14 protein-coding genes are annotated in these 12,670 nt (G+C 70.0%); 2 read left to right on the forward strand and 12 right to left on the reverse strand.

What is annotated here, in order from left to right; translation table 11 throughout:
- Nucleotides 1-119: 119 nt before the first annotated feature.
- From NQ151_RS00645 to NQ151_RS00670, 6 genes are all read right to left on the reverse strand, one after another.
- Nucleotides 120-1,022 carry a siderophore-interacting protein gene (locus tag NQ151_RS00645; protein WP_257526694.1) on the reverse strand — a complete coding sequence of 301 codons (903 nt, stop codon included), beginning with the start codon at nucleotides 1,020-1,022 and terminating at the stop codon, nucleotides 120-122.
- A complete protein-coding gene (locus NQ151_RS00650; RefSeq protein ID WP_257526695.1) occupies nucleotides 1,009-1,869 on the reverse strand; it encodes an ABC transporter ATP-binding protein in 861 nt (286 codons plus the stop codon). Before NQ151_RS00650 ends, NQ151_RS00645 begins: the two co-directional genes overlap by 14 nt.
- The gene (locus tag NQ151_RS00655; protein ID WP_257526696.1) at nucleotides 1,866-2,891 is read right to left on the reverse strand and encodes a FecCD family ABC transporter permease; all 1,026 of its coding nucleotides are present in this window, start codon (nucleotides 2,889-2,891) and stop codon (nucleotides 1,866-1,868) included. The genes NQ151_RS00650 and NQ151_RS00655 overlap by 4 nt, the downstream gene beginning before the upstream one ends.
- Complete coding sequence (locus NQ151_RS00660; protein WP_257526697.1) at nucleotides 2,888-3,934, reverse strand: FecCD family ABC transporter permease; 1,047 nt, start codon at nucleotides 3,932-3,934, stop codon at nucleotides 2,888-2,890. The genes NQ151_RS00655 and NQ151_RS00660 overlap by 4 nt, the downstream gene beginning before the upstream one ends.
- A gap of 5 nt (nucleotides 3,935-3,939) precedes the next feature.
- Nucleotides 3,940-4,968, reverse strand: coding sequence for an iron-siderophore ABC transporter substrate-binding protein (locus NQ151_RS00665; protein ID WP_257526698.1), 1,029 nt, complete (start codon nucleotides 4,966-4,968; stop codon nucleotides 3,940-3,942).
- A gap of 188 nt (nucleotides 4,969-5,156) precedes the next feature.
- Nucleotides 5,157-5,846: a DedA family protein gene (locus NQ151_RS00670; RefSeq protein WP_257526699.1), complete on the reverse strand. Its 690-nt coding sequence runs from the start codon at nucleotides 5,844-5,846 to the stop codon at nucleotides 5,157-5,159.
- Nucleotides 5,847-6,016: 170 nt separating this feature from the next.
- Here NQ151_RS00670 and NQ151_RS00675 point away from each other — a divergent pair, with 170 nt between their 5' ends.
- A complete protein-coding gene (locus NQ151_RS00675) occupies nucleotides 6,017-7,615 on the forward strand; it encodes an ABC-F family ATP-binding cassette domain-containing protein (protein WP_257509934.1) in 1,599 nt (532 codons plus the stop codon).
- 36 nt (nucleotides 7,616-7,651) lie between these two features.
- Here NQ151_RS00675 and NQ151_RS00680 read toward each other — a convergent pair whose 3' ends face one another.
- Genes NQ151_RS00680 through NQ151_RS00695 form a run of 4 tightly spaced genes read right to left on the reverse strand, consistent with a single transcriptional unit; the run spans nucleotide 7,652 to nucleotide 9,736 of the window.
- Nucleotides 7,652-8,539, reverse strand: a complete 888-nt coding sequence (locus tag NQ151_RS00680; RefSeq protein ID WP_257509933.1) for an SURF1 family cytochrome oxidase biogenesis protein — start codon at nucleotides 8,537-8,539, stop codon at nucleotides 7,652-7,654.
- An 11-nt stretch (nucleotides 8,540-8,550) separates the two neighbouring features.
- Complete coding sequence (locus tag NQ151_RS00685) at nucleotides 8,551-8,754, reverse strand: hypothetical protein (protein ID WP_257509932.1); 204 nt, start codon at nucleotides 8,752-8,754, stop codon at nucleotides 8,551-8,553.
- Nucleotides 8,751-9,113, reverse strand: a complete 363-nt coding sequence (locus NQ151_RS00690) for a DUF3099 domain-containing protein (protein ID WP_257526700.1) — start codon at nucleotides 9,111-9,113, stop codon at nucleotides 8,751-8,753. The genes NQ151_RS00685 and NQ151_RS00690 overlap by 4 nt, the downstream gene beginning before the upstream one ends.
- A 41-nt stretch (nucleotides 9,114-9,154) precedes the next feature.
- Entirely contained in the window at nucleotides 9,155-9,736 is a 582-nt protein-coding gene (locus tag NQ151_RS00695) for a DUF4190 domain-containing protein (protein ID WP_257509930.1), read from the reverse strand.
- Between the two features lie 112 nt (nucleotides 9,737-9,848).
- Here NQ151_RS00695 and fabG point away from each other — a divergent pair, with 112 nt between their 5' ends.
- Nucleotides 9,849-10,559, forward strand: a complete 711-nt coding sequence (fabG, locus tag NQ151_RS00700) for a 3-oxoacyl-ACP reductase FabG (protein WP_257509929.1) — start codon at nucleotides 9,849-9,851, stop codon at nucleotides 10,557-10,559.
- A gap of 155 nt (nucleotides 10,560-10,714) precedes the next feature.
- Here fabG and serB read toward each other — a convergent pair whose 3' ends face one another.
- Nucleotides 10,715-11,347 (reverse strand): phosphoserine phosphatase SerB, encoded by a 633-nt coding sequence (gene serB, locus NQ151_RS00705; protein ID WP_257527800.1) that lies wholly within the window; start codon nucleotides 11,345-11,347, stop codon nucleotides 10,715-10,717.
- A gap of 33 nt (nucleotides 11,348-11,380) precedes the next feature.
- Nucleotides 11,381-12,625 carry a glucose-1-phosphate adenylyltransferase gene (gene glgC / locus NQ151_RS00710; protein ID WP_257526701.1) on the reverse strand — a complete coding sequence of 415 codons (1,245 nt, stop codon included), beginning with the start codon at nucleotides 12,623-12,625 and terminating at the stop codon, nucleotides 11,381-11,383.
- Between the last annotated feature and the right edge of the window lie 45 nt (nucleotides 12,626-12,670).

Below are 12,670 nucleotides of genomic sequence, written 5' to 3' on the forward strand. Positions count from 1 at the left end.
CGACCGCGCGGATCGATCCGAAGTACTGCCGTTCTCCGAAATTGCGGCGCGGCAGGGCGGGCAGGGCGGGGAGGGCGGGCAGGGCGGGGAGGGCGGGCGGGACGGGCGGATGCCGCGGCTCAGTTCTCCGCTTTGCCCAGGCGCCAGTAGCCCATGAACGCGACCGCGCGGCGGTCGACGCCCTGCTCAGACACGAGCTGACGCCGCAGCGTCTTGATCGCCCCCGACTCGCCGGCCAGCCACGCGTACAGCGGGGCGCTCTTGAGCGCGGCGCCGCCCTTCGCGGTGCGGGGGACCTCCCAGAGGATCTCGTTGTCCACGTCGATCTCCTCGACCGCGGCTCCGCGACCGGCCGGTGCCAGGCGCGCGGCGGCATCGGCCACAGACGGCAGCAGGTGCGCGTGGCGGTCGTCGCTGCGCGCACTGATGACGTACTCGAACCCGGCGTGATGCGGCAGGTACGCCGCGTCGGCGGGGTCGGGGACTTCCAGCACCACGACTCCGCACGCCTCCTCGGGCAGCTGCTCCAGGATCACGGCGAGCGCGGGCGCGGCGGTCTCGTCGCCGGCCAGCAGCATGTGGTCAGTGCGTGCGGGCGGGACGAAGTCGATCCCGAAGCTCACACCGGTGTGCGCGACGGTGGGCGCGAAGATCAGCACCTCGTCGCCGACGACCGCGCGCTCGATCCACGCCGATGCCGGTCCCTGCACGTCGTGGGCCACCATGTCGATGTCGACCTCGTGCGCGTCCGCGCGCACGGCGCGGGTCGTGTAGGTGCGAAACGGCGGCCGGGCGTCTTGGGGCAGGTCCCGCCACTGCAGGTACCAGTCCTCGCCGGTCGGCATGGCATCCAGCCCCACCGTCAGCGTCGGGAACACGATCTTCACGCGCTGGTCGAATCCTGGGTCGCCGTACTCGGCGAGGTCGTCGCCGGCGAACGTGAACCGGCGGAAGCTGGGGGTCAGGTCCGTGATCGCGCTCACCCGCGCGCGGAAGAAGCGGGACGTGTCAGCGGCTGCCATCGGGATCTCCAGGTGCGGTCGGTTCGGGCACTGCCGCGTCGGGCGCGGGCAGGACGTGATGGCGGCCGCGAGGCAGAACGATCGGGGATCCCGAAACAGGGTCGGGGACGACGACGCAATCCAGATCGAACACGTCGCGGATGAGATCGTCGGTGATGACCTCCGACGGCGCACCGCAGGCTACGACGCGCCCGGAGCGCAGCGCGAACACGTGATCGGCGTAGCGGGCGGCGAGGTTGATGTCGTGCAGCACCATGACGATCGTCGTGCCGCGGTTGCGGTTGAGGTCGGTCAGCAGGTCGAGCACCTCGACCTGGTGCGCCACGTCGAGGAACGTCGTCGGCTCGTCCAGCAGCAGCACGTCGGTCTCCTGCGCCAGCGCCATCGCGATCCACACCCGCTGCCGCTGCCCACCCGACAGCTCGTCCACGGGACGGTCTGCCAGATCCGTGGTGCCGGTGTCGCTCAGCGCCTGCGCGACGACGGCGTAGTCGTGTTCGCTCCACCGCGCCATCAGCTTCTGATGCGGATGCCGCCCCCGGCCGACGAGGTCCGACACGGCGATGCCCTCCGGCGCGATGGGGCTCTGCGGAAGGAGCCCCAGCGTGCGGGCGATCTCCTTCGTCGGTTGCCCGCGCAGCGCCTTGCCGTCCAGGAGCACCTGACCGGACGTGGGCGAGATGAGCCGGGCCAGCGCGCGCAGCAGGGTCGACTTGCCGCAGCCGTTGGCCCCGACGATCGCGGTGATGCGGCCGGGCGGGATCTCCAGGTCGAGACCGTCGATCACGGTGCGATCACCGTATGCGAGGGTGAGCGCCTCGGCGGTAAGGGTGTGGGCGGTGCTCATAGCGAGCCTCCCGAGCGGTTGGTCCTGACGAGAAGGTAGATGAGGTAGGGCGCACCGAGGATGCCGGTGATGACGCCGACCGGGTACCGGTTGCCGACCGCGAACTGACCGATCAGGTCTGCCACGAGTACGAGCAGCGCGCCCACCAGCCCGGCCGGCAGCAGCAACGACCCGCCGGAGCCGACGACGCGGGCCGCGATGGGTCCCGCCATGAACGCGACGAATGCGATGGGGCCGGCGGCGGCGGTCGCAAAGGCCAGCAGAGTCACCGCGCCGACGATCAGCAGCACCCGCGTGCCGCTGATGTGCACGCCCAGCGCGGCGGCCGTGTCGTCGCCGAGTCGCAGCGCCCCGAGATTGCGCCCCTGGCTGAGCATGATCGGCACGATGAGAACGCACGCTCCGAGCACCGGCAACACGGTGGACCACGTTGCGCCGTTGAGGCTGCCCGAGAGCCACTGCATCGCCGTCTGCAGGTCCCAGGCCGCAGCACGCGAGAGGACGTACGTCACGACGCTGTCGAGCATCGCCGCGATGCCGATGCCGATCAGGATCAACCGCGTGCCGGCGAACCCGCCCCGGTTGGACAGCAGGTAGATCACCGCCGCGGCCAGCAGCGCGCCGCCGAGGGCGAGCAGCGAGACAGCGCTGTCGTCCAGCGCCAGCACGATGATGCCGATCACCGCGGCAGCGCTCGCGCCGGAGGTGATGCCGATGATGTCGGGGGAGGCGAGCGGGTTGCGCAGCATCGTCTGGAAGGTCGCGCCGGCCAGCCCCAGGGCGAAGCCGGCGAACAGTCCGAGCGTCGCACGGGGAAGGCGCAGCTCACCGACGGTGAACGACGCGCCGGGCACGGTCTGCCCGAAGATGACAGCGAGCACTTCGCCGGGGGAGTAGAAGGTCTGCCCGATCATGAGGCTCAGCGCGTAGACCACCGCGATCAGCGCGACGAGAAGGCAGGTCACCGATGCCCGCCGACGCAGCCGCGACTTCCTGCCGGCGCGGATCAGCTGCGCGGTCACAGTTCTCTCACCTTCTGGCGGCGCACGATCCAGATGAACACCGGCGCGCCGATGAGAGCGGTGATGATGCCGACCTCGATCTCGGACGGGCGTGCGACGACCCGCCCGACGACGTCGGCGGCCACGAGCAGCGCTGCCCCCGCGACGGCGGAGAACGGCAGCAGCCAGCGGTGGTCGGTGCCGATGAGCAGCCGGCACAGGTGCGGGATCACCAGGCCGACGAAGCCGATGGGGCCGGCGATCGCGGTCGCCGCGCCGCACAGCACGATGGCGCCGGCAGAGGAGATGAGCCGCGTGCGCGCGACGTGCTCGCCGAGACCGGCGGCAAGATCGTCGCCCAGCGCCAGCGAGTTCATGCCGCGCGCGGTGGCCAGGCAGATCAGCGCGCCGATGGCGAGCACCGGCAGCAGCGCGCCGATGCGGTCCCAGGTGGCGCCGCCGACGCCGCCGATCTGCCAGAAGCGGAACGTCTCGAGCACGTCCACCCGCGGCAGCAGCACCGCGCTGACCAGCGATATGAACGCCGCGGAGGTGGCAGCACCGGCGAGCGTGAGCTTCAGCGGGGTGGCACCGCCGCGGCCGAGCGAACCGACGCTGTAGACGAAGACCGCCGCACCGGCGGCGCCGGCGATCGCGACGGCCATGACGCTGTACGGCGCAGACAGACCGAAGAAGGCGATGCCGACCACGACGGCCAGGCTCGCGCCGCCGGAGACTCCGAGGATGCCCGGGTCAGCCAGCGGATTGCGGGTGACCGCCTGCATCGTCGCCCCTGACATCGCCAGCGCCGCCCCGACCACGATCGCCAGCACGGTGCGCGGCAGTCGCGCCACGACCGCCGCCTGCGCGATGCCGTCGGTGTCTCCGCCGAAGGCCTGGAGGATCTCTGCGAGGGATACATCCCGCACGCCGAAGGCGACGGATGCCACGACGGCCAATGCCAGCACCACGGCGCCTGCTCCGACCCACGCCAGCCGCACCGCTACCGGACGCCGCAGAGCGGCGGTCTCCGGCAGCGGTGCGGGAGTGCGAAGGGCGGTCACCTCGTCTAGCCGAGCGCGCCCGCGAGCACCGCGAAGTACTCGTCGATGCCCCAGCCGATCGACAGCGGCGACGGGTTCGCGGATGCCGCGAGCGGCGTGGAGTCCTCGAGGATCGCGATGCGGCCCTCGGCGATGGCGGGAATGCGTGAGAGCAGCGGGTCAGCCTGCAGCTGCTCGATGATCGCCCCGTCGGCGGAGCCGTAGGTGACGAACACGTCGACGTCGGCGAAGCGGTCGGCCTGCTCCGAGCTGACGGTGACGTAGAACGCGTCCGTGCCTTCGGATTCCTCGGTCACTACGGCGGGTGCGGGCAGTCCCAGGCTCTCCAGGAAGCCCGGCCGGGTGTCGTGGCTCGTGTAGAAGCCGACGGTGCTGAGGTCTGCGGCATCCAGGTAGGAGAACAGCACCTTCGCATCGGCAAGTCCCGGCTGCGCCGCAAGGGCGGTGTCGATCTCGGCGTGGAGATCCTCGACCAGCTGCTCGCCTTCCTCGGCGAGACCGAGCGCAGCGGAGTTGAGCAGCGTCATGTCCTCCCACGAGGTGGCCCAGGGGATCTCGGGGAACGCGACGACCGGCGCGATCTTCGACAGCGTGTCGTACTCCTCCTGAGTCAGGCCGGAGTAGGAGGCGAGGATGACGTCGGGGTTCGTGTCGGCGACGGCTTCGAAGTCGATGCCGTCGGTCTCGTCGAACAGCACCGGGGTCTCGGCGTCGAGCTCCTCAAGGCGCTCCTGGACCCACGGCAGCACGCCGTCCCCGTCATCGTCGCCCCACGCCGCCTTGGCCATGCCGACCGGAACGATGCCGAGGGCCAGAGGCACTTCGTGGTTCGCCCACGCGACGGTGGCGACGCGTTCGGGCTTCTCCGTGATCGTCGTCTCGCCGAGTGCGTGCTCGATCGTGACGGGGAACGTCCCATCGGACGATCCGGCCTCGCCGCCGGCATCCTCGGGGGTGTTGCCGGCACAGCCGGAGAGCAGCAGGGTGGCCGCGGCGACGGCGGCGGTGGCGACTGCGAAGCGAGTGCGGGGCATGGCAACCTCCGATGGTTGAGTGAGCCCGACAATGTTAGGGCAGGCTTACTTTACTTCCTGTCCCTGTGATGTGCCGAATCTAACTCGACCAGGTCGGTTGCAGCGCAGTGCGGCCAGCAGGAGGGTGAGCACGGCGGCGAGACCGACGCCTGTCCGATGAGGCTATGGACGCGGTGCCCGCGGGTACATCAGCCTGCGGTGCCGTCCGCCCCCGGACCCAGGGGCGAAGTGATGCGGTGGGCGATGACGTCGTGAAGCTCGCGGGGCGAGGCAGTCCCGCGGGCGTGCCTGCGGCGCCGGATGGCGGCGACCCGGTCGATTGCGACACCGATGACCAGCGCCAGCAGGATGCCGGCGAGGGCGCTGAGCAGCGGCTGGTCGGCAAGCCAGTGGCCCGCCACCAGTCCGAGACCCGTGCTGTACGCCGCCCAGGTGACGGCGGCGATGGCGCTGAGCGGGAGGAAGCGGCGCCATCCGAAGCCCAGCGCTCCGGCGGACATGTTCACGGCGACACGCCCGACGGGGATGTAGCGGGCCCCGATGATCAGCGGCGCACCGCTGCGATCCAGGGCTGTCCTTGCCCACGTGAAGGTGGCGGCCATCCGCGGCCGGCGCATCCAGGCCCACCGCCGCGTGCCGACCGAGTGACCGATCGCGTAGGCGAGGTTGTCGCCGATCAGCGCACCGGCGGCGGCGACCGTCGCCAGCAGGATCAGGTTCGGACCCCCCGCCGACACTGTCACGGCGGCCGCGGCGACCAGCACCGTCTCGCTCGGCACCGGCGGGAAGAACCCGTCCACGATGGCCAGGGTGAGCATGAGGAGGTACAGCCACGGTGAGGCCACCGCCTGCAGGATGAGCTCGTTGACGACGTCCATACCGCGACGTTATGAACCCGGCGCGCGCTCCCGCATCCCTCTGAAGTAGCACAGGGTCACCCGCTGGTGGTGTCTTGGGGCGTCGGGCGGGCGCCCAGGTGGCCCGACCTATACTGGGAGGCTGGCCCCGCGCCAGACCCCACCACCCCCTTTGAGAACGGACGTTCGCTGTGCTTGCCGTACACGACCTCGAGATCCGCGTAGGCGCCCGCGTGCTTATGTCGAATGTCTCCTTCCGCGTGTCCGACGGCGACAAGATCGGTCTCGTCGGCCGTAACGGGGCGGGAAAGACCACCCTCACGAAGGTGTTGGCCGGCGATCTGCAGCCTGCCGACGGCAGGGTGGACCGCTCCGGAGAACTGGGCTACCTGCCGCAGGATCCCCGCAGCGGCAACCCCGAAGACCTCGCCCGCACCCGCATCCTCGATGCCCGCGGTCTGGGGCAGCTGGCCATCGGCATGCACGAGGCGTCGCTGGCGATGGCATCGGACGATGCGGATACCGCGGCGAAGGCCATGCGCAAGTACGGCAACCTCACCGAGCGGTTCGAGGCCCTGGGCGGCTACACCGCCGAGGCCGAAGCGGCCACCATCGCGCACAACCTGTCGCTGCCGGACCGCATCCTCGACCAGCCGCTGTCGACCCTCTCCGGTGGGCAGCGTCGCCGCATCGAGCTGGCCCGCATCCTTTTCTCCGACGCCGAGACGATGATCCTCGACGAGCCGACGAACCACCTCGACGCCGACAGCGTCGTGTGGTTGCGCGAGTTCCTCAAGAACTACAAGGGCGGGCTCATCGTGATCTCGCACGACGTGGAGTTGGTCGGGGAGACGGTCAACCGCGTGTTCTACCTCGACGCGAACCGCCAGGTCATCGACGTCTACAACATGAACTGGAAGAACTACCTGCGTCAGCGGGTGGCCGACGAGGAGCGCCGCAAGAAGGAGCGCGTCAACGTCGAGAAGAAGGCCACCGTCCTGCAGCTGCAGGCTGCCCGGTTCGGTGCGAAGGCGTCCAAGGCGGCTGCCGCGCACCAGATGGTCGCGCGCGCCGAGAAGATGCTCGCGGGCCTGGACGACGTGCGTCAGCAGGACCGCGTGGCCAAGCTGCGTTTCCCCAAGCCGGCGCCGTGCGGCAAGACGCCGCTCATGGCCACCGGTCTGTCGAAGTCGTACGGGTCGCTGGAGATCTTCACCGACGTCGACCTCGCGATCGACCGCGGCTCGAAGGTCGTGGTGCTGGGGCTCAACGGAGCGGGCAAGACGACGCTGCTGCGCATCCTCGCCGGCGTCGACCAGCCCGACACCGGACGCCTGGAGCCCGGGCACGGCTTGAAGATCGGTTACTACGCGCAGGAGCACGAGAACCTCGATGTGAACCGGTCGGTGCTCGAGAACATGATGTCCGCCGCTCCGGACATCAACGCGACCGAGGCGCGCAAGGTGCTCGGCTCGTTCCTGTTCACCGGTGACGACGTGCTCAAGCCCGCATCTGTCCTCTCCGGTGGCGAGAAGACGCGACTGTCGCTGGCGACGCTCGTCGTCTCCAGCGCCAACATGCTGCTGCTGGATGAGCCCACCAACAACCTCGACCCTGCGTCGCGCGAAGAGATCCTCGATGCGCTGTCGCACTACGAGGGCGCTGTCGTGCTGGTCTCGCACGACGAGGGCGCAGTGCATGCCCTCAACCCCGAGCGGGTGCTCATCCTCCCGGACGGCGTCGAGGACCTCTGGGGCCGCGACTACGCGGACCTGATCACGCTCGCCTGACCGGCCGACGTCCGCGCCGCCCTCAGGGCGGGCGGCTCAGCGGCCGGCGGTGTCCAGCAGGGCGTCTTCGGCCTCGGCGTCGCGGTCGCGGCGCTTCTTCTCCGGCCGCGGTCGGCGTGCGGGGCGCGGTGCCGGCGCATCCGGATCGCCCGCGTGCGCTGCTGCTGCCGCGGCGTCCGCGCGGTCGGCGGCGTCCTCGCGGCGGTGGCGCAGTTCGGAGCGGATCATGTACGCGATGAAGATGAAGCCCATGATCGCGAAGAGGATCCACTGGATCGCGTACGACAGGTGGGGACCCGGGTCCTCGGACGGTGAGGCGATGGCGTTCGGCACGGTCGCCGGGGCCGGATCCTCGCTGATGAGAAGACCGTAGGCATCCCGCACCAGATCATCGCCGCCGTCGATCTGGTCGGCGATCAGCGGCAGATGGATGGTGGGGACCTGACCTTCGGGGGCCGAGCGACCGGAGGTGGGGAGGGCCTCGCCCGCCTTCAGGCGCACTACGACGGTGGCGGGTCCCTCCGGAGCCGCCGGCACGACATCGGGCTCCGGCTGGTCGCTGCCCGGCCGCACCCAGCCGCGGTCCACCAACAGGACGCGACCGTCGTCGGTGTGGAAGGGCACCAGCACCTCGTACGCCGACGTGCCGCCGTGCGGGCGGTTGCGGACGAGAAGTTGTGAGGCCGTGTCATACTCGCCGACGAGAGTGACCGGATGCCACTGGTCGCCGGGGTCGAATTCGCCCCCGGCGGGGAGGAGTTCGGCCAGCGGCACCGGAGTGGCGTCGTAGTTCTCGGCCACGAGTTCCAGTTGCGTGCTGCGCGCCTCGTTGCGGTCGAATTGCCATTGCGAGAGGTAGGCGCAGGCGATCGCGAAGACGATGGCCACGGCCACGTACCCCGCCCACCGTGCGGCGGTGGGCATCGGCCGACGGCTCACGGGGTACCCGCCTCGACGAGCGGCTCGACCGCGACCGGGAAGTCGCGCGCGGCCAGGTAGTCCCTCAGATAGTCGACATGCTCGTCGCAGGCCGACCAGAGCTTGCGGCGGTCGGCGGGGTGGATGCGGGGGTTGCGCCACACCACCAGCCACCGGGCCGCGGCCTGGCATCCGGCGCGCGAGCAGACGCTGTCGGTCACTTCTGAATCGCTCCGGGTTCCGATGGTGGCTGTTCGTCGAGCCTGATCACGTCAGGCCGCTCGGCGGGCGACTGCGGCGGGGCAGCGGCAGCAGTGATGGCCCGCTCCGGGTTCTCTGCGACGCGCGACCGGGTGTCCTTGCCGACGTTGGCCAGCACCACCGCGAAGTACGGCAGCACGATCGCGCCCAGCGCGAGCACGGCCGTGTGCCAGCCGTAGGGCGTGATGAGCACCATCAGCACGAAGCACGCGGCACGCACGCCCATCGTGATGTAGTAGGTGGTCATCCGCGAACTCGCATCATCCCGCGGAGCGGGCGGAAGCGAGGTGGCTGACTGCGCTCTGGTCGACTTCTTCACGGTGCATCCAGCCTACGCCGCGCGCGGCGGGCCGGAACCGGTCAGTACATCGTCGAGTTGGATACCCCGATCGCGGCCAGCACGAAGATCAGGATGATCAGGGCGACCAGCCCCAGGCCCACCCAGCCGACGATCACGCCGGCCAGCGCCATGCCGCGGCCCTTCTCGCCGGTCGTGGCGATCTGCTTGAGGGCGATGTGGCCCATGATCGCACCGGCGATGGAGCCGATGATGGGCAGGATGCCGACCGCGCCGACGATGCTCGCGATCATCGACACGATCGCCAGCACGTTCGTCTTCACGCCGCTGTAGCCGTAGCCAGCGCCGTACGGAGCCTGCCCGTACGCGTTGTAGGCGGGCGGCGGGTACGCGCCGGGCTGCGCTGCGGGCGCGCCGTATGCCGGCTGCTCGGTGTACGGCGGCTGCGCCGGGTACGGCGGCTGCGCTGCGGGGTAGGGCTGCTGGGCTGCGGGGTACGACGGCTGCCCGGTTGGCGGGGCGTACGTCTGCGGCGGGCTGTAGGCGGGCGGCGGGGTGTACGGCGGGGGGCTGTACGCAGGAGGAGTCGGCGGCGCCGGCTCGTTCGTGCCTTCGGCGGGGGGAGTGCTGTCCGGAGTGCTCAACGGCGTGCCTTTCCTAGAACCTGCCTTCAGCCTAGTGCCGTCGGGGGCCGCGAAACGGGCGCGGCGTTAGGCTGGGGCGGTTTCGTATCCGCGCACATCAGGGAGCTGGTTCATGACCACCGCACGCGTCGTCCTCGTCACCGGAGGCAACCGCGGCATCGGCCGCGCGATCGCCGCGCGCTTCGTCGCCGAGGGGTACCGGGTGGCCGTCACAGCACGCTCCGGCGAGGGCCCGGAGGGCACCCTGACGGTGCGGGCCGATGTGACGGATGCCGCGTCGTTGGATGCCGCCTACACCGAGGTGGAGCAGCAGCTCGGCCCGGTCGAGGTGGTCGTCGCCAACGCCGGCATCACGAAAGACACGCTGCTGATGCGCATGACCGAGGACGACTTCGACTCCGTCGTCGCCACCAACCTCGGCGGCACGTTCCGGGTGGTCAAGCGCGCGTCGAAGGGGATGCTCCGCGCTCGCTGGGGGCGCGTGATCCTCATCTCCAGCGTCGTGGGCCTGTACGGCTCGGCCGGGCAGACCAACTACGCCGCGTCCAAGAGCGCTCTGGTGGGGTTCGCCCGGTCCCTCACGCGCGAGCTGGCCGGTCGCGGCATCACCACCAACGTCGTGGCGCCCGGGTTCATCGAGACAGAGATGACCGCCGCCCTGCCCGAGCAGACGCAGACCGAGTACAAGCGCAACATCCCCGCCGGCCGCTTCGCGACGGCCGACGAGGTCGCCGGCGTCGTCGCCTGGCTCGCCTCCGACGACGCCGCCTACATCTCCGGTGCCGTGATCCCCGTCGATGGGGGCCTCGGCATGGGTCACTGACCCGCAGCCGGGATCAATTCGCCCTCACGCCGGGCGTGGCATCCGACATCCACCACCGGCCCAGCGTCTCCCCAAGACAGGAGGACTCCCGGACACAGGACGTTTCGGCCGCAATTGTCCTGTGCCGGTGAGTTCTCCTGTGCCAGGGAGACGCGTCAAGGCAGGAGCGGGATCACTTCGCGCAGGTCCAGCCCGGCGATGACCAGGTCGGCGCGGGCCCGCACCGCGGGCTTGGCGTTGAAGGCCAGGCCCAGGCCGGCGGCCGCCATCATCTGCAGGTCGTTCGCGCCGTCGCCGATCGCGATGGTGCGCGACAGGGGCACCCCGTGATGGGTGGCCCACTCGCGCAGTGCGGCGGCCTTGGCGGCGGCATCCACGATCCCGCCATCGACGACGCCGGTCAGTGCCCCGTCCGCGGCGACGAGCCGGTTGGCGCGCCACACGTCGACGGCGAGGCCCGGGGCGACGGTGTCGAGGATCTCGTGGAACCCGCCGGAGACCACCGCGGCGACGCCGCCGCGGTCGTGGATCTCGTCGATCAGCGCCTGCGCTCCCGGCGTGGGCTCCACTCGGGCGAGTACCCGCGCGAAGGATGCCACCGGCACACCCTGCAGCTGTGCGACGCGTGAGCGCAGGCTCGCGGCGAAGTCGACCTCGCCGCGCATTGCCGCCTCGGTCGCCGCAGCGACCTCGGCGCCGCGCCCTGCTTCATCGGCGATGAGCTCGATGACCTCGTTGCGGATGAGCGTGGAGTCGGCGTCGAACACGACGAGGAACCGGGCAGGCATCACGCCTCCACGCTAGTGCCCGCCCGAGGCGGGTCAGCGATCGACGACGGTGTTCTTGCCGACGATCGTGATGCCGGAGTCGGTAACGGTGAACCCGCGCGACAGGTCTCGCGACCGGTCGACGCCTACCGTGGCGCCGTCCACCAGCCGCACGTTCTTGTCGAGGATGGCCCGGTGCACCCGTGCCCCCGCGCCGATGGAGACGTGGTCGAACAGGATCGAGTCGGTGATGGTCGAGCCGCCACCGGTGAGAGCCCATGGCCCCACGACGCTGCGTTCCAGGTGCGTGCCAGACAGCACCGAGCCCAGCGACACGATGGAATCGATCGCGTTGCCCATGCGTCCCACCGAGTCGCGCACGAACTTCGCCGGCGGCGAGTTGACCGTCTGCGAGTGGATCGGCCAATCGGTGTTGTACAGGTTGAACACCGGCAGCGTGGAGATGAGATCCATGTGCGCGTCGAAGAACGAGTCGATCGTTCCCACGTCGCGCCAGTAGTCGCGGTCGCGATCGTTGGAGCCCGGCACCTCGTTGCGCTTGAAGTCGTAGACGCCGGCTTCGCCGCGGTCCACGAAGTAGGGGATGATGTCGCCGCCCATGTCGTGGTTGGACGTGGGCACCTCGCCATCGGCCTCGACCGCCGCGATCAGCGCGTCGGTGGTGAAGATGTAGTTGCCCATCGATGCGAGCACCTCGTGCGGCGCGTCGGGCAGGCCGGTGGGGTTCTGCGGCTTCTCGAGGAACCGGTTGATCTTCGTGGGGTCGTCATCGGTGACTTCGATCACGCCGAACTGGTTGGCCATCGAGATGGGCTGGCGGATGCCGGCGACGGTGGCAGGCAGCCCCGAGGCGATGTGCGCGTCGAGCATCTGCTGGAAGTCCATGCGGTACACGTGGTCGGCGCCGACCACCGCGACGATGTCGGGCTTCTCGTCATTGATGAGGTTGAGGCTCTGCAGGATGGCGTCGGCCGATCCGGAGAACCAGCGCTTGCCCAGGCGCTGCTGCGCGGGCACGGAAGCGACATAGGAGTCCAGCAGCGGCGACATGCGCCACGTCTGGGAGATGTGACGGTCGAGGCTGTGGGACTTGTACTGGGTGAGCACGACGATCTGGCGCAACCCCGAGTTGATGAGGTTGGAGATCGCGAAGTCGATCAGGCGGTACTGGCCTCCGAACGGCACCGCGGGCTTGGCTCTGTCCGCGGTGAGCGGCATGAGACGTTTGCCCTCGCCTCCGGCGAGGATGATTCCGAAGACCTTCGGGGTCGCAGGCATGACTCAACACTATGGCCCCGTCAACCGGCGAACCAGCAGGGAGCA

Source organism: Microbacterium sp. zg-YB36 (assembly GCF_024623575.2).
Classification (GTDB): domain Bacteria; phylum Actinomycetota; class Actinomycetes; order Actinomycetales; family Microbacteriaceae; genus Microbacterium.

Excerpts from the sequence above, each read along its gene's own strand:
- NQ151_RS00645 (WP_257526694.1), bottom strand. The coding sequence starts at position 1,022 with ATGGCAGCCGCTGACACGTCCCGCTTCTTCCGCGCGCGGGTGAGCGCG.
- NQ151_RS00650 (WP_257526695.1), bottom strand. The coding sequence starts at position 1,869 with ATGAGCACCGCCCACACCCTTACCGCCGAGGCGCTCACCCTCGCATAC.
- NQ151_RS00665 (WP_257526698.1), bottom strand. The coding sequence starts at position 4,968 with ATGCCCCGCACTCGCTTCGCAGTCGCCACCGCCGCCGTCGCCGCGGCC.
- NQ151_RS00670 (WP_257526699.1), bottom strand. The coding sequence starts at position 5,846 with ATGGACGTCGTCAACGAGCTCATCCTGCAGGCGGTGGCCTCACCGTGG.
- NQ151_RS00680 (WP_257509933.1), bottom strand. The coding sequence starts at position 8,539 with ATGCCCACCGCCGCACGGTGGGCGGGGTACGTGGCCGTGGCCATCGTC.
- fabG (WP_257509929.1), top strand. The coding sequence starts at position 9,849 with ATGACCACCGCACGCGTCGTCCTCGTCACCGGAGGCAACCGCGGCATC.
- serB (WP_257527800.1), bottom strand. The coding sequence starts at position 11,347 with ATGCCTGCCCGGTTCCTCGTCGTGTTCGACGCCGACTCCACGCTCATC.
- glgC (WP_257526701.1), bottom strand. The coding sequence starts at position 12,625 with ATGCCTGCGACCCCGAAGGTCTTCGGAATCATCCTCGCCGGAGGCGAG.